Here is a 23,297-nt window from a genome sequence, read left to right as displayed (position 1 = left end):
TTTATCTAGATAGTGGGATGGACCACGAAGTCAAGGTACCATTTCCAATTCTACCCATATCCCCACCATTGTCTTTAGTGCTTGTATCTTTGTTTAAATACTGATGCATCCAAAAACGTCGGGGCACATCCTTTTTAAAAAATCCGGTCTTCAGGAAGTGGCCGGATGCTGGAAGTGTCGTTAGTCCATACCTCACTGTACTACTACTTTCAAATCCCCTCCCAGTCGTGAAGTTATAAAGAGTCGAATTGGGAAAAGCTGCGCTTGTTAATGATGTGTTGTCATTTGGAATAACTGTTGTTTCTAAGAACACATTGTAAAATCGGTTTTGTACCGGAAACGTAAAATCACTATCCATAAACATCTTCCCATATAAATTCTTGGATTCTGTTTTGCTCACTGCATCGACCACAATCATTCTATGTACCGTCATCGTGCCCCGATTATATAGCATGGGGTAAGGTTTGTTGGCAAAATTGTCAAAACTGGTAATTTTATCGGATCCATAAATGGTATGATACACATGCGGCGTCGCCGACAGCAGATTCGTCCCCGTCAATCCAACCTCACGCATCTCCTCCAAATCCTGATAATCTGACGCCTCTTTATGTTGTACCTGCTGATATCGAGATAGAATGACAGCAACTTCCGCCCGGGTCGTTGGCTGGGATGGACCGAAGGTGCCGTCCAGGTAACCCGTCATCAATCCTGTGCCAAGCGCCACCGATAGATAGGGATAATCGCTCGGGTTTAATCCACCCTTGTAGTACTCAGCCACCGGTACTAGCGTATCCTTCGTATCCGAAAGCGCCTGTTTAAATCCTTCATTTTGGGCAGCAAGCCCTGAAGCCATCCACTTCGCCATCTCACGGCGGGTTAATGCCTTGTCTGGCTTAAAGCCGCCCGAGTAATCTGACGGCGTCAGAAAGCCCATCCCGATGGACTGCTCAATGCCAGATCTTCCCCAGTGATTTGCAATATCTGCAAAAGTGCTAGAGTCATTTTCTACCACGTTGCTCGAAATCCGTGACAGCAGTAAGGCAAATTCCGCCCGCGTGATGTGCGCTTGCGGCCGAAACGTCCCGTCGGCATATCCCTTGAAATACCCTTTAGCAACGGCACCCTCAATAGAAGCTTTAGCCCAGTGACTTGCTGGCACGTCGTTAAATGAAGCTTTGGTCGCTCCCACCACCTTAGCGCCCCCTAGGAACACCCCCATACATAGTGCGCCTGCCATAAATGCTCTCCACGTGTTCTTCATTTGCCTTGTCCTCCTCGACCAGCTCCGCTCCTTCTGAAATTGAAATCCTCCCCTCCTCTTAGTCAGCAAGCGACAAAACTCGCATTACAGGAAATTCTACCCATCTATTGCTATTTCCTCCTTATGAAGTCCTCAAGTACCAAAAAAAGCAGAGCCCGCCCAATGTCTCGGCAAGCTCCGCTTTATACGGCAGCAGGTAAGTATTTACAGTCAGTGTAGCACGGACCCTGTATAAAATCAATTGAAACGTACGTCTCCAATCCCGAAGCCCGGGGCCCAGATGGAGAACAAATACGCAGCACCTGCTGCAGCTGCCAGCAGCAGCATAATGACCAGATCATATCTGGAATATCGGGATTCGTAGAAAAAGGTTCTGCCCTTCCCCTGATCCCCGTCAAATTGCTTGGCTTCCATCGCCGCCGCGACGCGGTGGGCCCGGCGGATGCTTTGAGCCAGCAGCGGCACCGCGAACATATTGGCCCGCTCCGCCAGGCCGCGAATTCCTTTTACCGGACGCATACCGCGCACCTGAAGGGCCTGTCTTCGAATCAGAAACTCTTCCCACACCATCGGCAGCAGCCGAATGGAGGCCATAAAGCTGTACGCAAACTTAGGAGCCAGCTTCAGCTTCTGCATCAGTCCATAGAAGAGGGCTACCGAAGACGTGGTCGTTACGAATAACAGCCCTTCCGCAGCAAACGCAATCCCTTTAAATCCAAGATGCAAACCGCGGTAGAAGCTTTCCTCCGACACTTTAAACAGCCCCCATTCCCACCAGATGATCTCTCCCTTCCCGAACAGCATCATCGTGGAAGCCGAGGAAACAAACGCGATCAGAAAGGGCAGTGAAAAAAGCCCGATCTTCCACAGCTTCAAGCCGCAGAGCAGTACCAGACAAACCGTAAACACCGCAGCCTGATACATTATAAAATCCAGATTGTGCGTCAGCACCGTCATGGTGAACAGCAGCAGCAGAATACCCAGCTTGACTACAGGGTTAGCTTTATGCAGCCATGTGATTCGATCCTGTCCCCATACATTCATACCCCCACCTCCACGACACTGCTGAAGGATTCGGCCTTGGCCGCACATGCTTCCTTATCATACATGCCGCGGCTTGTCTGCCGGGACAGCAGCCGCCCCTGACCGATCTCCCAGATCTCGCGGGCCGCCTGATGAGCAATTTCCATCTCATGGGTGACCATCAAAATGGCGGTTCCCGCCTCATTCAGCTCCTGGCACAGCTCGAGGATGGCAAAGGTATTCCGGGCATCCTGCCCGAAGGTCGGCTCATCCAGCAGCAGAACGTCAGGCTTGCGGACCATCGCCGTTGCGACGCTCAGCCTTCGCTTCTGTCCGGTGGACAGCTGGTACGGATGCCGATCCTCCAGTCCCTTCAAGCCGAAACGGGCAAGACAGACCTCCGCTTCCTGCATGGCTTTCTCTGGAGTGTACCCTTCCACGATCAAGGAATAAGCAACCTCATCGAGCACCCGCTCGCACACAAATTGCAGCTCCGGATTCTGAAACACAAATCCGATGCGGCGAAGCGCCTGCTCCCGCTGCTTGCGCACCCGCCGCTGACTGCCCGCCGGTATGACCTGCTCTCCAAGCCGGTACGTGCCGGTGAAGGGCAGCAGACCCATCAGGCCGAGTAACAGCGAGCTTTTGCCAGCACCATTATGTCCGATAATGGCTGTGAAATCTCCTGGATATACCCGCGCTTCATCAACATGAACAATAGGCTGCTTTCTTCGCAGCACCTGAAATTGGCTCAACTCCAGCACAGGTGCAGGACTGCCTGTGTCTGTCAGAGGTCCTCCCTTCAGCGGATCCGGGCCTCTGCCTTCCGCCAAGCGCGATGACCGCTCCGGGTGCTTGGACCGAAACTCCTGCCACACTCCCGGGTGCCAGATGCCGTACTGCTTCAGCTCCTGACGATAGTCACCAAAAATAAAATCCGGTCTCCCATCGCCCAGAATCTGGCCCTCCGGTCCAAACAGCACCACCCGGTCCACGTAATGAAGCATCTCGTCGATCCGGTGCTCCACGATAATGAGCGTTCGGTCCCCTGAAACCGCCTTAACGGCTTCCCAGATTTGCTCCCGCCCTTCCGGGTCTAGCAAAGCTGAGGGCTCATCCAGGAACAGCACCTCCGGCTCCAGCAGCAGAGCTGATGCCAGCGCCAGGCGCTGCTTCATACCTTGCGACAGTGTGGAGATCGGTGTATGCATGTCGGGCAGCTTCAGCCCGACAGCGTCAAGGGCTTCCCGCATCCGATCTCTCATATGGTCTCGCGGGACCTGTAAATTTTCCAGCACAAACGCTAATTCTTCATCGACATAAGGCATACAGAACTGCGTGTCTGGATCCTGAAACACATATGCCCATGAAGACGGATGCAGTTGGTCTGCGCATTTCATCGGCACTTCTACGGCTCTCGGAATCATTCCGCTCAGCACCTGAATGAGCGTAGATTTACCGCAGCCGCTCGGTCCCAGCAGCAGAATCTTTTCCCCCCGCTTTGCTTGAAAGCTAAGATCTCTGAACAGCAGCGGACCGTCTCCCGGAAACTTCAGCCGGAGATCCCGGACGGATGCGGCAATCGGCTCCACCGCTTCCGCCGTATCCAGCACCCTTGTGGCCGGCTCAGCCATTCCGTACATCATCCAGTGCCGCATAATCCTTAGAGGAGGCCGGATTCAGCAGCGAGGTCACCCCGGTACGCTCCAGCGCCTTCGCCAGCGCCAGCATGGCCAGGCCCGCAATCAGCACGCCGCTGATGACGCGCATGGAATACTTGAATATGAACATCCACAGCGCATAATCATCGGTATAGCTTAAGTAGAAGTCCATGAACATAGAGCCGAAGGCTGCTGCTGCCCCGGCCAGAGCAACCACCCAGGCCCCCGTCTTGCGATAGCGGAATGCTGCAAATACCAGCTCACAAGCTAGTCCCTGAATCAAGCCGTACAGCAGCAGATTCAAGCCCCACCCGCTTCCGAACAGTACCTCGATGTGCGCAGCAGCGAGCTCGGCAATGACAGCGACTCCGGGCTTTCGGATCAGTAGAAACGCAAGCGTCGCCGCCGCAAACCACATGCCGTACATGAGCTCGCCCGCCTCAGGAAACAGCGGCTTGAACAAGCTGTACACCGATGCCCAGAAATGATACACCACTCCAAATACCAACGAAATTAATACGGTGACGAGAATGTCACTGAGGCGAAGCCCCTTTTTTACCGGTAAACCTCCCAATGTCTTGCTTTGCATGTCCTTCATCCTCTCTTCTTCCTAAATTAACTTGCAAGAACGACAAAAAACCGCCTGGACACAAGCGCAGACGGAAAACAGACCCAATAGACACAAAGGGACGCGGATATTCTCTACGCTGGCATTACCCAGTTCAGATTAACGGTCAGCAGCAGGATCTTATCTGCAATCTCAGCCTGATTCACTCAAGCCCCCGTAGTCCATATTCGGTTTTTGGCTGACTTAAAAATACACAGATTTCCAACAATTTGCAAGAGTTTTTTTCACAGCGCTGCGTCTTATTGATTTCACCCTTGTTCTATGTCAATATAGTTCAGAATAGGAATGCTTCGTAAACGCCTGACACACGCGGTTTAAGGTTAAAGGAGAATATTATGGCCAAAACATTACTGAGACTGATGACCGAGCTTTCCTCCCGCCGATGGGTATCCCGGATAATGGGACGCTTTTCACACAGCGGGCTAAGCCGTTATCTGATCCCAACATTTATTAAAGCCTATCAAATTCCTGCCCACGAGGCGGAAAAAGAAATTCAGGAATACCGGTCGCTGAACGAGTTCTTCTCCCGCCGGCTAAAGATCGGCATGCGCGAGATTGATACGACGGCGGACGCGATGACCTCTCCCGTGGACGGCATTATTACCGGCATGGGAGAAATTCATGCAGGAACCATTCTAAATGTGAAGGGCCAGGATTATACCGTGGGCGATCTGCTCGCGCAGTCACCCCGTATGGAAAATTACATGCATGGATATATGTATGTGCTGTACCTGAGCCCGACAGATTATCACCGCATTCACTCCCCCGTGACCGGCACCCAATCGGAAAGTGAATATCTAAAAGGCAAGGTGTATCCTGTCAATGATTTTGCAATGACGCATATCCGGGGAGTATTGAGCCGGAACGAGCGGCTGATCACATACATTGCCCACGGATTTGGCGAGGTTGCTGTGGTGAAGGTCGGTGCCATGAACGTCAGCAGCATCCGTTATGCCGATGAATCACGCACCCAGTGGAGCATCGGGGACGAGCTGGCTTATTTTGAATTCGGTTCCACCGTTGTCCTGCTGACCGAGAACGGAACCTTTACTCCCCGCGGCGATCTCAAGGTCGGCGATAAGGTCCGAATGGGAGAGCTCCTTGGCCTGCTGCACCCTCCTGCGAGCAAAGGCTAGCGGGCCCTGTCCTGTCACATATTTGTATAACCAAGCGGCAGCCCACCCACGTGAGCTGCCGCTTTGATCTGTTTATGAACGCACCCGTTAGCACCCGTTATGTCCGTCTGCGCCGGATCGCTGACAGCACCAATCTCCGAAACAGGCGGTGCGGCAGCAGACGTTTGGCCGCAAGCGTCCAGCGGCTGGAGGACGGCAGCATATATCTCAGCTTGGGAGACTTCTGATCAGCAATATTCCCTACCTGTACCGCGACCTCACGAGGATCGCCGCTTGCGCCTGCGGTCTGGCTGGAGAAGGCCAGTACGTCCTCCAGCATCTCCCGGTACGGCGACTCTGCGGCGGGCTGGATTCCGCGGAAGCCCTTGTCCCAGATCGGCGTACCGTAGGCGCCCGGCTCCACCAGAACCACATGAATGCCAAACGGCTCAAGCTCCATCGCGAGACTCTCTCCCAGCCCTTCTACCGCAAACTTTGAGGCAGCGTACGGACCGTATCCTGGAAAGCCGATCACCCCGCTGATGCTGCTCATCAGAATGAGCTTGGCTCCCTCACTTTGCCGCAGCAGCGGCAGCGCCGCACGGGTCATGGTGATGGTTCCGAACACATTAATCTCAAATTGTCTTCGCCAGCTCTCTAGTGACAGCTCCTCCACAAACCCGCCCACCGCCTCTCCGGCATTGTTCACGAGCACGTCGAGCCGTCCCCAGCGGACACTCGCCTCTTCCACTGCAGCATGGACCTGCTCCTCCAAACAAATATCGAGCAGCACGGCATGGATGCGTGTTTCGACACCTGCTGCCATCGCCAGATCCATCAGCTCCGCCCGTGCTTCCTCTCTACGGACCCCGGCCATAACCTCATAGCCTCTGGAAGCCAGCTCCAATGCGATCAATTGTCCGAAGCCGCTGGATGCACCGGTAACCAGCGCGCTCTTGCCGCTGCGCGGCTTTACCCCGTCAGCAGGCTTGTTGTTCCTTGCCATATCCTACTCTCCTTTATAACACATCAAAAAAGCACCCTGAACCGTGAAGCGCTTCAAGGTGCTGCTGAGTTTAAGCTGTATTAGAACCACATATCCACTTCGGGATTGGAATCAACGAATTTGGACCGACGCAGGCGATTTCTAAAAACGCTCCAGCCTCCTCGACCGCCGTTCAGGCTGCGCATTCTTCTTCTCTGGCTCATTGCCGGCACCCCCTCTCTGTATGTCTTGTCTTCCCTGATATTACCCTGGCAGGATTGCGGTGAACCAGATCCAAACATGCGGTCAATTTCTGGATCCTTCAGTCCCTAGCGTACCTCTGACGGGCTTTTGCCGGTGTATTGTTTAAACTGCCTGCTGAAAAAGAATATATCGCGGTACCCCAGGGCATCTGCCACTTCCGTCACGTTCATGCCCTGGTGCAGCAGCAGATGCTGTGCCCGTTCGATCCGCATCTTGATAATATACGACTGGACCGGAACGCCCACCAGCTCTTTGAACTTGATGGAGAAATAACGCGGCGACAGCCCGGCGCGGGCAGCCAGGTCCTCCACTTTATGAGAAATGCCGGGGTGAAGACGGACATAATTGGCAATCTCCTGAATGGCCTCACTCAAGTGATGACTGGCCTTTTTGACGTGTGGGGCCGAGCGGTCTTCCCGCAGCAGGAAGATCATCAGCTGTTTGAGCAGGAGCTTCCCCTCCTCCTCTGCCCCGAACGGCTGGTCGAGGTACAAGCGCACATAGCGGGCGAGCAAATACTCGAAATCAATCGTGTCATTCAGCTGGCGGTACCGTGCAGGAATATCCTCAACCGGTTCTGTGACGTCAAAATGTATATAAGTCAAGACCAGCGGCTTCTGCGGGTTATGTGTTGCACTAGTATAATCGCCGGGATAAAAAAGAAAGCAGCTTCCTTTGGACACCTCGTAAGGCTCATCATTCACAATTACGGTGCCCTCACCGCTCCAAACATAGAATAGGTCATAATTTTGCATCGGTTTCTCACGCTTTTGCCATTTCCATCCGGGCTCGCAGACAATTTTGGCCAAAGCGGGCTTGATTACAAAAGAAGACGGCGATGCGTCCAGCATCACGTCATTCCCCCTGTCTTTCATTAATCGCACTACTACCCATCATACTCTTTTTTCAGCCATTTTGCATATCCCTGAAGCTGACATTCCGTGATAGCTTATTACCTGGGGCAGATGACTTGTAATGGCGCTCATTTTTCGTGACGCTCACGCGGTGAAGTGATATAATGTTAGGCAATGATTGTAAACAGAAGGTAAATCCATTTTAACCCCAAGCATTCGGAAGGATGATATGAACTCATGAATTCATTGGCTGCACAATTGAATGAAAGCATTTCCGCGGGCAACCGCCATGTGTATGACATGCTGTCCAATCTAGGCCGAGAGATTTATTTCCCGAAGGAAGGCATTCTAAGCCAATCTGCGGAAGCCGCCAGCCAAGCCAAGCGATATAACGCAACGATCGGCATCGCCACAGAGGGCGGCGGACCGATGCACCTGGGCGTGATCCAGGATAAGCTGTCTGCCTATGCGCCGAAGGATCTCTATCCATATGCCCCGCCAGCCGGCAAGCCGGAGCTGCGCAGTGCCTGGCGCACGAAGATGCTGAAGGAGAATCCAAGCCTTGAAGGCAAGAGCATCAGCACTCCGATTATTACCAATGCGCTGACGCACGGCCTCTCCATCGTAGCAGATCTGTTCGTGGATGCAGGTGACGCTGTCATCTACCCGGATAAGAACTGGGAGAACTACGAGCTGACCTTCGGCATCCGCCGGCATGGCGAAGCAGTGAATTATCCTTTGTTTACAGAGGACATGAAGTTCAATGCCGCCGGGCTGCGCGAAGCACTCCTGAATCAGAAGGACAAAGGCAAGGCCGTCGTCATTCTGAATTTTCCGAATAACCCGACCGGCTATACTCCAGGAGCAGCCGAAGGCGAAGAAATCGTATCCGCCATCAAGGATGCAGCCGAAGCCGGCATTAATGTCGTCGCTGTCACAGACGATGCGTACTTCGGGCTTTTCTTCGAGGATTCCCTCCAGGAATCCTTGTTCGGGAAGCTGGCGGATCTCCATCCCCGCGTACTGGCTGTGAAGATTGACGGAGCTACGAAAGAAGAATTTGTCTGGGGCTTCCGCGTCGGCTTCATCACGTATGCCTCTCAGGATGCTGGTGTGCTGACTGCACTGGAGCAGAAGACGCTCGGCATCATCCGCGCCACAATTTCCAGCGGCTCGCACCCGTCCCAGACGTTTGTTCTAGAGGCGCTGAACTCCCCGGAGTTCGAAGCACAGAAGCAGGAGAAATTCATTATTATGAAGGGCCGTGCGAACAAGGTGAAATCGCTGCTCGACAGCGGTAAATACGACGGCGCCTGGGATTACTATCCGTTTAACTCCGGATATTTCATGTGTCTGAAGCTGAAAGGCATCTCCGCCGAAAGCCTGCGCGTTCATCTGCTTCAGGCGTACGGCTTGGGCACGATCGCACTGGGTGAATATGATCTGCGGATCGCCTTCTCCTGCATTGAGGAGCAGCATCTGGAGGATCTGTTCGATCTCGTATATCAAGGCATTCAGGATTTGCAGTCCTCCTAATGCGACAGCAGGGCTGCTCCGAAGAATCTTCCGAGAAGATTCCGGAGCAGCCCTGTTTTTATTTCATGTACCCTCCACGCTCGCCCATACCTGTTCACCACGAGCATCATACAATACCATGTATCAAGCAACCACAACCAATTACGAACCGAAAGGGGAATGAAACATGAGTGCAGTTGCAGGTGCAGCAAGATGCGGAGGATACGGATACGGTGGATACGGTAACGTTGGAGCGATTCTGGTACTCTTTATCCTGCTCGTAATCATCACTCGCGCTTTCTGGGTATAATCCCGGTGACGCTTCCGTGGGGCTGTCGCAAGAGTAGACTCAAGGGATGGCCCCATCTTTAAGAAAAGAGCATGCAGCAGGCAAAATAACCAGCCAAAGGTATTATACCTGGCTGGTTATTTCTATTTGTTGGCTTAAGGACGCAACGATTCGGACCAGCGGACGCGTTCGCCTTTGACGCCGAATTCTGACATCACTTGAACTACAGGTCGTCCTCCTCCAGCTCCTCTTTGGCCTTGCGCATGGCAGCGGCGCGGAAGCCCCACACCAGCACGAGGCCTGCTGCTCCCGTTCCCAGCACACGGACCGGCTGGGAGAGGAGCTGAGGCAGAAGGGGCAGCAACAAAAGCACCGCCCATAGCAGCTGTAGCTGAACCAGCAGCTTCACTTCATTGCGGGAGCGGGAGCCCTCCGGAAGCGGATAAACCATCAGCCAGAACGATTCCCGGTGCACATTCCGCAGCGACGACAGCTGAAGTCCCGCAATCATCAGGGTCACCAGGTACACTGCGGCTGAGGCAAGCTGTCCCCCGGTAATGATCATAAGAACAAGGCCCAGAGCTAAAGCGCGCAGCATAATCCCGAAGGACTCACTGCGGGACAGGCTTTTGATCAGCAGGAAACGGTATGCCGTCTCCTTGCTCCAGGGGATGCCGCTGCCCCATCGGGACAGCCATTTACGGGCATACACCCGCTGCTCCCCCTGAGGCACATTCACGAACCAGCTCAAGATAAGCATAACCTTTGCGGCATGCCGCTTCTCCAGCTGAATGAATCGTTCCCAGGGAACGCGGTGACGTACCGGAACCAGGCTGGCGGCGATGTAAGCTGCAGCCAGCAGCGTGATAAAGATCAGACTGCTGACCGGGGAATACCACAGCCAGGATGCCAGCGCCAGCCCGATGACAGACCATCTCAAGAGGCGATATCCGGCAGCCGCTGGCTTGAACACCATATGCTGCTCTCTCCAGCTTCCCCAGCCTGACAGCAACTTCAATCCGGTCAACAACAGCACCGCAAAAGTCAGACCTTGCGGATCAGTGTCACTGCGGATGTACAGCGGCCATAGAATAGTCACCGCCAGCAGCAGCAGGATCAGCTTGTACACGATGCCCCGGATAACAGCACTGCTGAAATAGGAGGCCATTCTGGATTCCTGAGGCAGTAAGAAGACAACATCCGCAGGCTTTAGATATGTACGGGCGCTGCTGAATATCGTCAGCGGCAGCAGGATGCCAAGCATGATCCAGCGGATCGGCAATCCCTCTGGTACATTGATAAGGATTGACGTATACCATGCGGAGAACGCAATCAATAGAAACAGGAACACTACGGCGACGCCGCTCTGCAGGACATAGCCCAGATACGGCAGCACCTGGCTCCAGAATTGTCCGCGCCGGCTAGATAACAGCTCCTTCAGGTTCATCGGCGGCTCCCGTCTTGAATCAACGCATAAAATAACTGCTCCAGCGGCAATCCCGGCTTTCCGGCCTGCTCCGCAATGTCCTCCAAGCTGCCTTGGGCAATAATCCGGCCATGATGCAGTACGACAAAGCGTTCACAATAATTCTCGATCGTCGATAAAATATGGGAGCTCAGCAAAATGGATGCGCCGGTCTGCTTGATCTCCACCATGAAGTCCAGCAGTGAACGAATCCCCAGCGGGTCGAGGCCCAGAAACGGCTCATCAATAATGTACAGCGACGGCCGGGCCACGAAGGCGCACATAATCATGACCTTCTGGCGCATCCCCTTGGAGAGATGCGAGGACAGGCTGTCCATCTTCTCCTCCATCCGGAACATGCCGGACAAGGCTGCTGAGCGGGCCTCATAATCCGCTTTACTCACCCCGTAGGAGCGGGCTGTAAATTCCAGATGCTCCCGCACCGTCATCTCCTCATACAAAATCGGTGACTCCGGCACAAAGCCGAGCGCTCCATGATAACCCTCCGCATCCTCGCCACGGGTTCTGCCCTGCACCCTGATCTCGCCCTTGTGCGGGTTCATAAGTCCGAGAATATGCTTCATCGTTGTGCTCTTGCCCGCTCCATTGAGGCCAATCAGGCCGACCATTTCTCCCGGCCGCACCTGAAAAGACACCTCATGCAGCACGGGACGGTTCAAGCTGTAGCCTCCGCTCAGTCCGCTCACGGACAGGATCTCGGAAACCTCCTTCATTCCCTCACCCCCACATCTATTCACCCTTGGATTTATTCTTCAGCCATTTCGGCGCCCCTTTGTTCTTCCGGTCCTTGAGACGCTCGCTTTGTAATCTTGAGGAGGCACTCTCTCTTGCACCGGCAGCAGATGACGGCCGCGCCGGCCGATTCTCGCTGCGCGCTGACGCCGGCTTCCCACCGATCTCTGAGGAGGCACCCTGCCGCGGCGAACGTTCGGAGCCGGGGCGTACGCCAGCCGTCTTCGCCTTCCCGCCGCTTCCGCCTGCCGGACGTTTAGCCGGAAAGCTGCTGGAGCGCGGCGTCCGTACCTTGCCGCCATACAGCGCCCGCTCTCCAATGGAGATCCCCAGCTCCTGATTAAATTTTCGCATAATGAAAACCTGGCGGTCGGTGACTACCGTCACGGCCATACCGCTTTTTCCCATACGTCCGGTTCTGCCGGCTCGGTGCGTATAGCTCTCCGCGTTCAGGGGCGGATCATAATTGATGACCATCTCCAGCCCTTCAATATCCAGTCCTCTCGCGGCAACATCACTTGCAACCAGCAGCTGGGTGCTTCCTTCGCGAAACGCTTTCAGCACGCGGCTGCGTGTCAGCTTGTCTGCCTCCCCGTACAGGGCGGCGGAGGATAAGCCGACATAGTTCAGCTTGGCTTCCACCTCCGCCAGATCCTCCGTCTGATTCACAAATACGATCACGCGCTTCGGGTTATAATGCCGTACAATCCGGCGCACCATATCCACCCGGTCCCGCTCTTCCGCGACAAAATACACATGCTCCAGTGTAGACGGAGTCCGTGCACCAGGATCAATGCCGATCTCGACGGGCCTGTCCATCTCCTGCTTAACCAGCTGCGCTGTTTCCGCACTAACGGTGGCGGAGAGAAATACGAGCTGCCGCTGACGCAGCGTGCTCTTCAGAATCCGGTCCACATCTCCGGCGCCTCCCAGCTTAAATACCTGATCCACCTCATCCACAACCACGGTGCTGACTTCATGCATCTTCAGCTTCTTGATTTCGATCAGCTCCCGCACCCGTCCCGGTGTTCCCACAACCAGCTGTGGATGCTGCTTCAGCTTCTCCTGCTGACGCTTGATAGCAGCGCCGCCGATCAAGGAGAGCACCCGAATCCCTCTTGCTTCTCCGTACCGCTCCGCTTCCCGCACAATCTGCATCGCCAGCTCCTGGGTCGGCGCGAGGATCAGCTTCTGCAGATGCTTGCTGTCCGTGTCAATGCCCTGCAGCGCCGGCAGCAGATAGGCCAGTGTCTTACCGGTTCCGGTCTGCGAGGTGGCCAGTACATCCTTGCCTTCCAAAATAGGCGGAATGGCTTCTGCCTGAACCGGAGAAGGCTCTGTAATTCCGTGCTCTGCCAGCCGATTTGTAAATTCCCCGGCGATGCCGAGGCTTTGAAATCCATTAGAGGTCATGATGTTACTCCATCCTTTATCTCGAGAGTCCCGAGTTTCGTTTCATTCATTATATGCTAAAAAAGGCGCCCTCACCAAGTCAAACACAAATTCCCTCGCCTTTAAGGTCTTCGGCCTCCGCCGCGCAAAAAAAGACGCCCCGCTTCCGGGGGCATTTAGCTTCCCTCGGGAGCGGGGCGGGTCGTTGCAGCATTACTTCATATCCAGCCAGCGATAAAGCACCTTGTCCATCAGTCTTGGAAACAGCTGATAGATTCTCATTCCCGCCGCCGCAGATCGCGGCAGATTGAGCTCTTCCTTCCGCTTCTTGATCAAGTGCACAATCCGGTCTGACACGTAGTCCGGCTTCATGACAAACCAGCTGATATTTTTGACATATTGTCCTGAAGGATCTGCCTGGTCAAAAAACGGCGTGTCAATCGGGCCGGGATTTACGGAGGAGACCGTAATCCCCGTTCCTCTCAGCTCTTGACGAAGCGAATTGGTCAAACCTAAAACCGCATGCTTGCTGGCAGCGTAAGCGGTCGATTTGGCAATCCCCATCTTCCCTGCAATCGAAGCGATATTGACGATCTGTCCAAAGCCCTGCTTCAGCATAACCGGCAGCACCGCTTGTGTCGTCCGGACAATGCCCATGTAATTGACATCCATCATATCCTGAAACCGCTCTGGCGGCGCATCTAGAAAATTCTCAAATACGCCGTAGCCCGCATTGTTGACGAGCACATCAATAACACCGTGCCGCGCCTCAATGTCGTGAACGACCGCCTTTACCTCTTCGGCATTGCCAATGTCCAGCTGAATCGTTTCGTATTTGCCAGGCATTCCGCTGACCGCTTCTTTCAAGCGAGCTTCGGATCTGCCGGTCAAAATGACATAGGCACCCTGCTGGGACAGCTTCTTGGCAGTCAAGGCCCCGATTCCGCTGGACGCTCCGGTGATGACTACAACTTTATTTTCAAGCATGATCAATTATCCTCCCTGCAGCCTCGCCGGGCAGGCTGGATCTTCGCCTTCGGTGTGATGGGCTGTGATCCTTCTATTTTATGAAATCATGACCTGAATATCCAGTTCCCCGATACCGTCCATCTTCAGCGGGATACTGAGCGCTTTTCGTGAAGAAAATTCCGCAAAGCCTTCCGAGTGGTACACCTGCGGAGGCGTAATGTCCACATTGACCCCCTGATTGGATAAAATGGTGCTGGCATTCCCGCTGATCATATTGCTCAGCTCTGAAATCGCGCTCTTGCCCATTTCATCCATCTCCGTAATCACAAAGCCTCCCATCATGATGGACACCATGCGAAGTGCCACCTGCTCGTGGAGGCCAAAGACGATATCGCCCTTCATTTGGCCTGTCATGCCAATCAAGATCCAGATATGGTCCTGCTGAGATGAGATTTCTTTCACACCAAGAGTACCGGTTGAAGGCGAAATCTGGATGACTTGCTCGATGACATTCCTTGCTGATTCTAAAAATGGGTTGATGACTTCCGCTTTCATTCCCGAATGCCCCCTTGTCTGGGTTGTTGGTCAGGGTCCTAAAGTCCCACGTAATAGTGTAATGCCATTATAATGGATACCCTGTAATAATTCATCATAAATTAAGTCTGGAAGCGCTGTGCCAAGATCACGGGCCCGAGTCAACGGAATAAAACCCTCTCTAAAGAGGGTCTTTTGTAGTAGTTCAAAAAGAACAGTCTCTTACTATTTATCGGTTTTTTTCGTCTGCATTTAATATACCAGCTGAATTTTTTTACGGCAGACACCGTCATTTTCCAATCTTTCATGCTGCATACGTTTGCCCCCTATTTCAGAATCCCCTATAATTCAAGAAGACCCTGATTCGTGTACCGGTGATCAATTTATCTAGACTAGGAGGAAGGCCATGAATATCAGCCAACTGGAAACGCTGATTACGATCTCCAAAACCATGAGCTTCCGTAAAGCCGGAGAGCTGCTAAACCTGACTCAGCCTGCCGTTTCGGCTCAAATTAAAAGTCTGGAAGAAGAATTCAAAACCGTGCTGGTAGACCGCAGCCAGCCTGTCACGTTAACCGACCGTGGACAAGTATTTGTAGAGCACGCTGATCAGATTCTCCGCATTGTGGATGAGATGAAGCAGCGGCTTTCCGATTTGGATCAGACCCCGCAGGGGCATATCCGGCTCGGTACTACAACCTCTATTGCGATTCAGATCCTGCCGCGCGTGCTGTCGTATTTTCAGGATCAGTTTCCTCATATCAAGACGACGATTCAATCCATGGCATCCTCACAAATTTATCACGGTGTCGAGAACAACCTGATTGATGTCGGTATTGGCTATCTCATTGAGCGTAATCCGAATGTAAGCTCCTCCATCCTGTTCTATGATTCCTTCGAGCTGGTCGTCTCTCCTGACCATCCGCTTGCCAAACAAAGTAAAGCCGGCATTGAAGTGCTGGGCCAAACCCCCTTGATTTTGCTGACTCAGGACACCGTAGGCCGGCGCTTTGCAGATGAAGTCATGAGAAAGCATGGCATCGAGCCCCAGGTCATTATGGAGCTGTCCAGCAGTGAAGAAATCAAGCGGATGGTTGAAATCAACATGGGAGCGGGCATATTATCCAAGCAGTCTGTCTCCAAAGAGCTGCGCAACGGCTCTCTGCGCATTATTCCTTTAATTGAATTGGAGGTCAGCCACCCTGTCGGCGTCATCTATAAGAGCGGCCGGTATGTGAGCTCTGCGATGCGCCAGTTTCTGAGCGACTTGAAGGGCATGCCGGAAACACAGTTTATCAGCACGGAATAAAGTGCCGCCGGAGCACACCAGGACATCATATTCCAAGGAGGATTCCCATCATGAAGTTTGACTTGCATACCCATCATTTTCGTTGCGGACATGCGGACGGTAACATCCGGGATTATATAGAGGCCGGAATCGCCGCTGGACTTCAGGTCATTGGCATCTCGGATCACACGCCTTTCTTCGGACATGAAGAGGAGCAGCCGTTCCCCGGCATTGCGATGGCGAAGAGCGAGCTCGCCCATTATGTAGAAGAAGTACTTCAGCTCAAAAAAGAATATGACGGGCGCATTGATGTCCTGCTCGGCATTGAATCCGACTTTTTTCCCGAACACGGCGCTCTATATACCGAAACGCTCTCACGATATCCCTTTGACTACATTATCGGTTCGGTTCATCAGACCCTGGGCGTCAGCATTTTCAACAAGAACCGCTGGAAAGGGCTGTCCCCTCAAGAGAAAGTGATGCATAAGGAAGAATATTATGCCTTGATCCGCCAATCCGCCCGGCACGGCCTGTTTCAAATTCTCGGCCATATTGACGCCATGAAGGGCAATTACCCCTCGTTCTCCGATATTATGACGGAAGAGGCGCTGGAGGAGACGCTGAAGGTCATCGCCGAATGCGGCGTTGCCATCGAGATCAACACCTCTGGGAAGACCAAGCTCAGCGGCGGCTGGTACCCCTCCCATGCCATTCTGGAGCGTGCCTTCCACTACGGCGTGAATGTTACGTTCGGCTCTGACAGCCATGTCCCTTCCCGGGTCGGTGATGAGCTAATGGAGGTCGCTGCGGTACTTAAAGAGATCGGTTATACAGAGTGGGTGTATTATAAGCAGAAGCAGAAGGTTTCCGTTCCTCTTCCTTGAGGCGGAAATCTTTTTTTATAGTTGGTCATATCGAGGACAAAAAAAAGTGGACCCGAAGCAATTCGGGTCCCAAAGCATTTATATATTCTCAAAAGGGGGTCATGTGATAAGCTTACCCGATCGCTGTTAGAGTTTGATAACAGCTATATTTCAATTGTGTGACAATGGTTTGCCTTAGCGGCTGGACAGCGTAAGCACGGTAATTTCCGGCCTGCACAGAAATCGCATCGGGAGTCTCGTCGTCCCCAGCCCGCGGTTAACATAGAGCGGCATTCCACGCTCACCCACGTTGTACAGACCCTGCACGTAGCGAAGTGCGCCAGGGGGCGTAACGACCTCTCCAATGCCTGGCAGGCGAATCTGCCCCCCGTGGCTGTGTCCTGAAAGCTGAAGGTCTACAGGGTAAGTCGAGACGATGCCGGCATAATCCGGCTCGTGCATCAGCATAAGTGTGTACATGCCCTCCGGAATGCCCTGTAATGCCTGCTCTGCATCAGGGGTTCCCTCCAGCCAGTCCTCCAGCCCCGCTACCGCGATGACCCCATCGCGCTGCTCCAGCAGCACATGGCTGTTACGCAGCACCGTAAAGCCGGCAGAGGCCTGCTTCGAGGCCAAATCATCGGCATGCTCATAATCATGGTTTCCGAGGATCGACAGCACGCCCAGAGGAGCCTGCAGGCGGGACAGCGCCTCCAGCGAGCCGTCCATGGCCTGAGCACGTCCGTCCACCATATCCCCCGTGAACACGATCAGGTCCGGCTCTTCTTGCAGAATCATCTCTACAACCTTCCCGGTCTTGTCAGACCAAAGAGGAAATCCAAGATGCAGATCGCTGAAATGTACAATCTTCATGCCGTGAAAAGAAGCGGGCAGGCGCTGCTGCTGCAGGTTCAGCCGGGTAAGCTCGATATGATTCGGCTCCCAGAATGCCCCGTAGCCTGCTCCAAGCAGCCCTGCGGCCGCTGCAGCCTGAAATCCGCGCTTAAAAAACTGCCGCCGCGTCATTCCCCGTCCGGGCGGCGAAGACAGGGATGGCGAGGAGTTCGGCTCTGTACCGGATCGTGATCCCGATGTTTTCATCCTTTAGGTCCCCCTTGTTCCCGGTCTTTTGGAGCCTCATCCGGCGGCTCATCAAACGGTCCCTTCTTCTCCATGGGCAGTTCGTTCTCATCGCCGGGATCAAAGATCTGCCGCAGCGTTCCGAGCATGGATAGGGCGTAGCCCACGGTAATAAAGCTGAAGGTCATTTGCATCGTGACGACGAGCCGCGCCGTATTATCCACCGGTGACACATCCCCGTACCCGACAGTGACAAAAGTGGCTACACTGAAGTACAGAAACGTAATCATCTGGCTCAGTGTGTCTTCACCCAGATTCGTGCCCTCAAAGGATGAGCCCTCAAACAGCTTGTAAATCGACATATACACGATCGTAAAGAACAGCACGCAGGTCAGCGCCGCAAAGCTGATTCGCATCAGCGTCGTTCGCATCAGAATATGCTTATGCACCGACTCGGCGATTTTGTTGAAAATATAAATGATATAGAACACGACAGACAGCAGCACAAACAATACAACCAGCACCCGAACACCGGCTTCTCCCGGCACGACCGTCATCAGATCAATCCATCCGAACAGATCCTCCAGCGACACCGCAATATAAATCAACAGCGGTGCCAGCAGCACCGGCCTGCTCGACCATTTCTTGTCCACATTATAAAAGATCAGGATCAGAGAAGCCAAGCCGATGATATTTATAATCCACATCCACCAATTCAAAGCCTCTCCTCCTCCCTTTGCTTGTCCCTTCCGTTAAGGCCCACCTATCTATTACCCGTTATTTCGCGAGGCTGCTTCAATCCTCTTGCCGGTAAAAAAAGACACCTGCGCGTTAACTGCCGCAGGTGCCTTTACATTCAGATTATACGCCCAGCCAGCGCTTGAAAAGCTGCTTCGTGGTGTCTTTGTTCATTTCTGCAATGGAGGTCGTCAATGGAATGCCCTTCGGACAAGAGCGGACACAGTTCTGCGAGTTTCCGCAGCCCTCAATGCCTCCGTCCTGCATCAGCGTCTCCAGGCGTTCTTCCTTATTCATCTCACCCGTTGGATGGGCGTTGAACAGGCGCACCTGAGAAATGGCTGCCGGACCGATGAAATCGGTCTTCTCGTTCACGTTCGGGCACGCTTCCAGGCAGACGCCGCAAGTCATGCACTTGGACAGCTCATAAGCCCACTGGCGCTTCTTCTCCGGCATACGCGGTCCCGGACCCAGGTCATAGGTACCGTCAATCGGAATCCACGCCTTGACCTTCTTCAGGGCGTTGAACATTCGGCTGCGGTCGATAACCAGGTCACGCACGACCGGGAAGGTCTTCATCGGTTCAATCTTGATCGGCTGCTCCAGCTTATCCACCAGTGCCGCACAGGCCTGACGCGGCTTCCCGTTAATGACCATCGAGCAGGCGCCGCATACTTCCTCCAGACAGTTGGCTTCCCAGCATACCGGAGAGGTATCTTTCCCCTGGGCGTTGCTCGGATTCCGCTGAATTTCCATCAGCGCACTGATTACGTTCATGCCGGGACGATACGGAATCTCGAAATCCTCCGTGTAGGATTTCGACTCCGGGCTGTCTTGACGGGTGATACGAAACTTAACGTTTTTCGAGGACGCAGTTGTTTGAGCCATGTCTAATCCCCCTTCTTACTTATCTTTCGAATAATCGCGAATACGCGGTGTAATCAAGGATACATCCACTTCTTCATAAGAGATCTGCGGTCCATCCGCCGTCCACGCGGCTTTGGTCGTCTTCAGGAACTCATCATCGTTACGGTCCGGGAACTCCGGCTTGTAGTGGGCACCCCGGCTTTCGTTCCGCAAAAGCGCGCCCAGGGTCATTGCCTCAGCCAGCTCCAGCATGTTCCACAGCTGGCGGGTAAACGCTGCCCCTTGGTTGTTCCAGCGGGATGTGTCCGTCATATTGATGTTCTTGTAGCGCTGCTTCAGTTCTTTGATCTTGTGGATCGTTTGCTCCAGCTTGTCGTTATAGCGAACCACCGTCATATTGTTGGTCATCCACTCGCCGAGCTCCTTATGAATCACATAAGCATTCTCGGTGCCCTGCATGTTCAGCAGACCGTTAAACTTCGTCTCCTGCTCCTTCACAGCCCGCTCGAACACGTTGGAGGAAACATCCTCGGACGATTTCTTCAAGCCCTTCACATATTCAATTGCCTTCGGCCCTGCAACCATTCCGCCGTAGATGGCGGATACCAGAGAGTTCGCTCCCAGTCGGTTCGCGCCGTGGTATTGATACTCACATTCGCCGGCTGCAAACAGACCCGGAATGCTCGTCATCTGGTTGTAATCGACCCACATGCCGCCCATGGAATAATGGACCGCCGGGAAGATTTTCATCGGGATTTTGCGGGGATCATCACCCATGAATTTTTCATAGATTTCGATGATGCCGCCGAGCTTCACATCGAGCTCCTTCGGATCCTTATGGGACAGATCCAGGTAAACCATGTTCTCGCCGTTAATGCCGAGTCCCATGTCTACGCAGACGGAGAAGATTTCGCGGGTTGCGATGTCACGAGGCACCAGGTTGCCGTAAGCCGGATATTTCTCTTCGAGGAAATACCATGGCTTGCCGTCTTTATAGGTCCAGATCCGGCCGCCTTCACCGCGCGCGGATTCCGACATCAGGCGCAGCTTGTCATCGCCCGGAATTGCTGTCGGGTGAATCTGGATGAACTCGCCGTTGGCGTAGTGAACACCCTGCTGGTACACAGCACTTGCCGCTGTACCTGTATTAATAACCGAGTTGGTCGTTTTGCCAAAAATAATACCAGGACCGCCGCTGGCCAGAATAACCGCGTCGGCACGGAATGCGCGCAGCTCCATGGTGCGCAGATCCTGTGCATTGATGCCCCAGCATACGCCGTCATCATCCAGCACGGCGTTCAGGAATTCCCAGTTCTCGTACTTCGTTACGAGTCCTGCAGTTTCCCACCGGCGAACCTGCTCATCCAGCGCGTACAGCAGCTGCTGACCGGTTGTAGCCCCCGCGTACGCGGTACGGTGATGCTTCGTGCCGCCGAAGCGGCGGAAGTCCAGCAAGCCTTCCGGCGTCCGGTTGAACATAACGCCCATGCGGTCCATGAGGTGAATGATGCCGGGTGCCGCGTCACACATAGCTTTTACCGGCGGCTGGTTCGCGAGAAAGTCTCCACCGTAAACGGTGTCGTCAAAGTGCTCCCAAGGTGAGTCGCCCTCCCCTTTGGTGTTCACGGCTCCGTTAATGCCGCCTTGCGCGCATACAGAGTGGGAACGTTTAACCGGTACCAGCGAGAATAGATGAACGTGCGCTCCAGCTTCTGCTGCCTTGATGGTAGCCATCAAGCCTGCGAGGCCTCCGCCCACAACAATAATGTTAGATGCCATTCTTAGGTCACTCCCCTTAACTCAGAACTGTTTGGATCATATCAATCATTGCGGCAGCTTCTTCAAATTCCGAGCCGCGGAATGCATTCAGCGCCATAACGAACATTACGCTCATGATAACGAACAAGCCCATGCAGATGTATGAGGATACACGCTGAGCACGCGGTCCGACCGTGATGCCCCAGCTGACCATAAACGCCCACAGGCCGTTTGCAAAGTGGAACGATGCCGACACGATCCCGATCACGTACAGGACGAAGATCAGCGGATTGGTAACCATCTCATGCATGGCGGCTCCCAGCTCTTCATGCGTAATCTTGCCGATGGCCACCTGGAAGCGGGTGTCGTACATATGCCAGATGACAAACACAAACGTGATGACGCCCGTAATCCGCTGCAGCGTAAAGCGAATATTGCGGGAGTAGTTGTATCGGTCGATGTTGTTGTTCGCCTGATAGGCAATGTACAAGCCGTAAACTCCATGGTACAGCAGCGGCAGCCAGATCAGAAACGTTTCCAGGAACAGAACCAGCGGCATGCTGTTCAACAGGTTAACCGCCTTGTCAAATCCCTCTTTCCCTCTTTCATACGCTTGATAGTTCGTCAGCAGGTGCTCGATTAAAAAGGCGCCGAGCGGGATGACCCCTAGCAAGGAATGCAGCTTTCTGGAATAATACCCTTTCATCAGTGGACGTTCCCCTTTCATTGTGTATAGCGTTTTCATGAATCCAATCACTGTGAGGTAGTAACCCATCTTTCATGATACAGCATAATGCGATCTGTTTGTGACATGATTCTACAAAACAGGGCAGACTGCGAACATCATGTGTCACATTTTATGTTACTCCTTTTTTTCTTATAATGGAATTGCAATATAATTATTAAACGTTATAATATACACGCATAACGAGACGTTACCCATTTATAAGGAAGTGAAACCGTTGTTCGATGAACTGGATGTATTTGCTGTTGTGGTAGAACAGAGCAGCCTGAACAAAGCCTCCAAGCTGCTGAATCTGTCCCAGCCCGCCCTCTCCCGCAAGATTGCCAAGCTGGAGGACGAGCTGGGGGTACAGCTGTTTAACCGGCGCGGCAAGCGGCTGGAGCTGACCTCCATCGGACAGCTGGCGTACACTTACGCCCTGGAACAGCGGCAGAACCAGCTTCGCTTCATGCAGACCCTGGCTCACTACCGCGAGGGAGAACAGATCACAATTACTTTGGGAGCCAGCCTCACGACTCTTCAAACGACGCTGCCCCCCTTGGTGAACGCCTTCATGGAGCGCCATCCTTCGGCGGAGATCAAGCTCATTACCGGCAAAACGCATGAAATCGTGTCCTCCGTGCGGGACAAGCGGGTCGATGTGGGGATTGTCGCTTCCTCCATCTCCCAGGCGGGACTTAATTGCATTCCACTCTTTGACGACCATCTGGAGCTGGTACTGCCAGAGGGCCATCCGCTGGCTGATGCGCCCGAGGTGGGCATCGAGCAGCTGCAGGGGCTGCCGATGATCATCTTCTCGACCGGCACCTGGTACCGCAAGCTGACCGATGATCTGTTTCATCGGTGGGGCATTATGCCGGACATCCGCATGGAAATTGACTCCTTTGAAGCGATTGTGCGGCTCCTGCCGACCTGCAAAGCCGCCGCACTGCTTCCCAAGTCATATCTTCGGCCGCAGCTGCTGGCCGACAACGGACTTGTGGATATCCATATTCCGGTCCTCATCGAAACCCGGCGCACCACCAGCCTCATCTACGGTGAAGCCTCCGAGCTTAGCAGCGCCGCCAGCCGCTGGATTGCAGAGACCGAAGCGCTGTTCCGCAAGCTCGCGGAAGAGCGGCGGCAAGCCGATAACTAATGCTTCACCGCTTTCCTTGCTGAAACAACAATAGGCAGGCGGGACAGAATATTCTGTCCCGCCTGCCTATTTCACATACTGCTTCATGCCCGGCCTGGCCCGCAGGCTTCAC

Annotated in this window: 22 protein-coding genes; 6 read left to right on the top strand and 16 right to left on the bottom strand. The window is 53.7% G+C overall.

What is annotated here, in order from left to right; translation table 11 throughout:
- Nucleotide 1: 1 nt before the first annotated feature.
- The 4 genes from ACH6EH_RS12365 to ACH6EH_RS12350 all read right to left on the bottom strand — a co-directional run bounded on the left by ACH6EH_RS12365 (nt 2) and on the right by ACH6EH_RS12350 (nt 4,534).
- Entirely contained in the window at nt 2-1,261 is a 1,260-nt protein-coding gene (locus ACH6EH_RS12365) for an S-layer homology domain-containing protein (protein ID WP_397332514.1), read from the bottom strand.
- Nucleotides 1,262-1,498: 237 nt separating this feature from the next.
- On the bottom strand, nt 1,499-2,305 hold the full coding sequence (locus ACH6EH_RS12360) for an energy-coupling factor transporter transmembrane component T family protein (RefSeq protein ID WP_397332513.1): 807 nt from the start codon (nt 2,303-2,305) through the stop codon (nt 1,499-1,501).
- Entirely contained in the window at nt 2,302-3,927 is a 1,626-nt protein-coding gene (locus tag ACH6EH_RS12355) for an ABC transporter ATP-binding protein (RefSeq protein ID WP_397332577.1), read from the bottom strand. Before ACH6EH_RS12355 ends, ACH6EH_RS12360 begins: the two co-directional genes overlap by 4 nt.
- Nucleotides 3,911-4,534 (bottom strand): ECF transporter S component, encoded by a 624-nt coding sequence (locus ACH6EH_RS12350; protein ID WP_397332576.1) that lies wholly within the window; start codon nt 4,532-4,534, stop codon nt 3,911-3,913. Before ACH6EH_RS12350 ends, ACH6EH_RS12355 begins: the two co-directional genes overlap by 17 nt.
- Before the next feature lie 374 nt (nt 4,535-4,908).
- On the opposite strand from ACH6EH_RS12350, the gene asd reads away from it, so the two are divergent.
- The gene (asd, locus tag ACH6EH_RS12345; protein WP_397332512.1) at nt 4,909-5,709 is read left to right on the top strand and encodes an archaetidylserine decarboxylase; all 801 of its coding nucleotides are present in this window, start codon (nt 4,909-4,911) and stop codon (nt 5,707-5,709) included.
- 97 nt (nt 5,710-5,806) lie between these two features.
- On the opposite strand, the gene ACH6EH_RS12340 is transcribed toward asd, so the two are convergent.
- Nucleotides 5,807-6,694 carry an SDR family oxidoreductase gene (locus ACH6EH_RS12340; RefSeq protein WP_397332511.1) on the bottom strand — a complete coding sequence of 296 codons (888 nt, stop codon included), beginning with the start codon at nt 6,692-6,694 and terminating at the stop codon, nt 5,807-5,809.
- A gap of 308 nt (nt 6,695-7,002) precedes the next feature.
- The gene (locus ACH6EH_RS12335) at nt 7,003-7,788 is read right to left on the bottom strand and encodes a helix-turn-helix domain-containing protein (protein WP_397332510.1); all 786 of its coding nucleotides are present in this window, start codon (nt 7,786-7,788) and stop codon (nt 7,003-7,005) included.
- Nucleotides 7,789-8,028: 240 nt separating this feature from the next.
- Here ACH6EH_RS12335 and ACH6EH_RS12330 point away from each other — a divergent pair, with 240 nt between their 5' ends.
- Both ACH6EH_RS12330 and ACH6EH_RS12325 read left to right on the top strand, forming a co-directional pair.
- Complete coding sequence (locus ACH6EH_RS12330; RefSeq protein ID WP_397332509.1) at nt 8,029-9,327, top strand: aminotransferase class I/II-fold pyridoxal phosphate-dependent enzyme; 1,299 nt, start codon at nt 8,029-8,031, stop codon at nt 9,325-9,327.
- Between the two features lie 166 nt (nt 9,328-9,493).
- Complete coding sequence (locus ACH6EH_RS12325; protein WP_208203272.1) at nt 9,494-9,616, top strand: YjcZ family sporulation protein; 123 nt, start codon at nt 9,494-9,496, stop codon at nt 9,614-9,616.
- A 202-nt stretch (nt 9,617-9,818) separates the two neighbouring features.
- Here the strand turns inward: ACH6EH_RS12325 and ACH6EH_RS12320 are convergent, their stop codons facing one another.
- The 5 genes from ACH6EH_RS12320 to ACH6EH_RS12300 all read right to left on the bottom strand — a co-directional run bounded on the left by ACH6EH_RS12320 (nt 9,819) and on the right by ACH6EH_RS12300 (nt 14,729).
- Nucleotides 9,819-11,042 carry an ABC transporter permease gene (locus tag ACH6EH_RS12320; protein ID WP_397332508.1) on the bottom strand — a complete coding sequence of 408 codons (1,224 nt, stop codon included), beginning with the start codon at nt 11,040-11,042 and terminating at the stop codon, nt 9,819-9,821.
- The gene (locus tag ACH6EH_RS12315) at nt 11,039-11,794 is read right to left on the bottom strand and encodes an ABC transporter ATP-binding protein (protein ID WP_397332506.1); all 756 of its coding nucleotides are present in this window, start codon (nt 11,792-11,794) and stop codon (nt 11,039-11,041) included. The genes ACH6EH_RS12320 and ACH6EH_RS12315 overlap by 4 nt, the downstream gene beginning before the upstream one ends.
- 16 nt (nt 11,795-11,810) lie before the next feature.
- The gene (locus tag ACH6EH_RS12310; protein ID WP_397332505.1) at nt 11,811-13,226 is read right to left on the bottom strand and encodes a DEAD/DEAH box helicase; all 1,416 of its coding nucleotides are present in this window, start codon (nt 13,224-13,226) and stop codon (nt 11,811-11,813) included.
- 192 nt (nt 13,227-13,418) lie between these two features.
- A complete protein-coding gene (locus ACH6EH_RS12305) occupies nt 13,419-14,192 on the bottom strand; it encodes an SDR family NAD(P)-dependent oxidoreductase (protein WP_397332504.1) in 774 nt (257 codons plus the stop codon).
- 78 nt (nt 14,193-14,270) lie between these two features.
- Complete coding sequence (locus ACH6EH_RS12300; protein ID WP_138226895.1) at nt 14,271-14,729, bottom strand: chemotaxis protein CheX; 459 nt, start codon at nt 14,727-14,729, stop codon at nt 14,271-14,273.
- A gap of 385 nt (nt 14,730-15,114) precedes the next feature.
- On the opposite strand from ACH6EH_RS12300, the gene ACH6EH_RS12295 reads away from it, so the two are divergent.
- Nucleotides 15,115-16,017, top strand: a complete 903-nt coding sequence (locus ACH6EH_RS12295) for a LysR family transcriptional regulator (RefSeq protein ID WP_208203276.1) — start codon at nt 15,115-15,117, stop codon at nt 16,015-16,017.
- 50 nt (nt 16,018-16,067) lie between these two features.
- Complete coding sequence (locus ACH6EH_RS12290; RefSeq protein WP_138226897.1) at nt 16,068-16,880, top strand: histidinol-phosphatase; 813 nt, start codon at nt 16,068-16,070, stop codon at nt 16,878-16,880.
- A gap of 174 nt (nt 16,881-17,054) precedes the next feature.
- On the opposite strand, the gene ACH6EH_RS12285 is transcribed toward ACH6EH_RS12290, so the two are convergent.
- The 5 genes from ACH6EH_RS12285 to ACH6EH_RS12265 all read right to left on the bottom strand — a co-directional run bounded on the left by ACH6EH_RS12285 (nt 17,055) and on the right by ACH6EH_RS12265 (nt 22,008).
- A complete protein-coding gene (locus ACH6EH_RS12285; RefSeq protein ID WP_397332503.1) occupies nt 17,055-17,960 on the bottom strand; it encodes a metallophosphoesterase in 906 nt (301 codons plus the stop codon).
- Nucleotides 17,957-18,658 carry a potassium channel family protein gene (locus tag ACH6EH_RS12280; RefSeq protein WP_397332501.1) on the bottom strand — a complete coding sequence of 234 codons (702 nt, stop codon included), beginning with the start codon at nt 18,656-18,658 and terminating at the stop codon, nt 17,957-17,959. The genes ACH6EH_RS12285 and ACH6EH_RS12280 overlap by 4 nt, the downstream gene beginning before the upstream one ends.
- Nucleotides 18,659-18,800: 142 nt before the next feature.
- On the bottom strand, nt 18,801-19,565 hold the full coding sequence (sdhB, locus tag ACH6EH_RS12275) for a succinate dehydrogenase iron-sulfur subunit (protein WP_397332500.1): 765 nt from the start codon (nt 19,563-19,565) through the stop codon (nt 18,801-18,803).
- Between the two features lie 15 nt (nt 19,566-19,580).
- Nucleotides 19,581-21,323 carry a succinate dehydrogenase flavoprotein subunit gene (gene sdhA, locus ACH6EH_RS12270; protein ID WP_397332499.1) on the bottom strand — a complete coding sequence of 581 codons (1,743 nt, stop codon included), beginning with the start codon at nt 21,321-21,323 and terminating at the stop codon, nt 19,581-19,583.
- A 16-nt stretch (nt 21,324-21,339) separates the two neighbouring features.
- On the bottom strand, nt 21,340-22,008 hold the full coding sequence (locus ACH6EH_RS12265; RefSeq protein ID WP_138227864.1) for a succinate dehydrogenase cytochrome b558 subunit: 669 nt from the start codon (nt 22,006-22,008) through the stop codon (nt 21,340-21,342).
- Nucleotides 22,009-22,264: 256 nt separating this feature from the next.
- On the opposite strand from ACH6EH_RS12265, the gene ACH6EH_RS12260 reads away from it, so the two are divergent.
- Nucleotides 22,265-23,185 carry a LysR family transcriptional regulator gene (locus ACH6EH_RS12260; RefSeq protein ID WP_208203279.1) on the top strand — a complete coding sequence of 307 codons (921 nt, stop codon included), beginning with the start codon at nt 22,265-22,267 and terminating at the stop codon, nt 23,183-23,185.
- The last annotated feature ends 112 nt before the right edge of the window (nt 23,186-23,297 follow it).

Source organism: Paenibacillus sp. JSM ZJ436 (assembly GCF_044383795.1).
GTDB lineage: Bacteria > Bacillota > Bacilli > Paenibacillales > Paenibacillaceae > Paenibacillus_AQ > Paenibacillus_AQ algicola.
The sequence above is the reverse complement of the archived record's forward strand: the minus strand, read 5'-3'. Positions and strand labels throughout refer to the sequence as shown.